Source organism: Vibrio splendidus, from assembly GCF_002873455.1.
Taxonomy (GTDB): domain Bacteria; phylum Pseudomonadota; class Gammaproteobacteria; order Enterobacterales; family Vibrionaceae; genus Vibrio; species Vibrio splendidus_J.
In genome coordinates this window covers 1-324 of sequence record NZ_MCUN01000029.1, presented here as the reverse complement: position 1 = coordinate 324, position 324 = coordinate 1, and the positions used below count along the sequence as shown (strand labels likewise).

The 324-nt window shown below is 37.7% G+C and carries 1 rRNA gene; it reads left to right on the top strand.

Annotated features, from left to right (window positions below):
- A 16S ribosomal RNA gene (locus BCU75_RS18590) occupies positions 1-111 on the top strand; the annotation flags it as partial.
- Positions 112-324: the final 213 nt, after the last annotated feature.

The following is a 324-nucleotide window of genomic DNA, read 5'->3' as shown; positions in this document are numbered from 1 at the left end:
AGTGGGTAGTTTAACCTTTCGGGGAGGACGCTCACCACTTTGTGGTTCATGACTGGGGTGAAGTCGTAACAAGGTAGCCCTAGGGGAACCTGGGGCTGGATCACCTCCTTATACGAAGATACTTACGATGAGTGTCCACACAGATTGATGGTTTAGATTTAGTTAAAGCCAGAGCTTTAATTAATAACGTAAGTTATTGATTAAAGCTTTTTGCTTTATGCTCTTTAACAATTTGGAAAGCTGACTGATTGATTACTTACGAGTAATTCAATCAAATTTAAAAGTTCTCAATGTTTATCTTTCATTAGATAAACACAACAAACA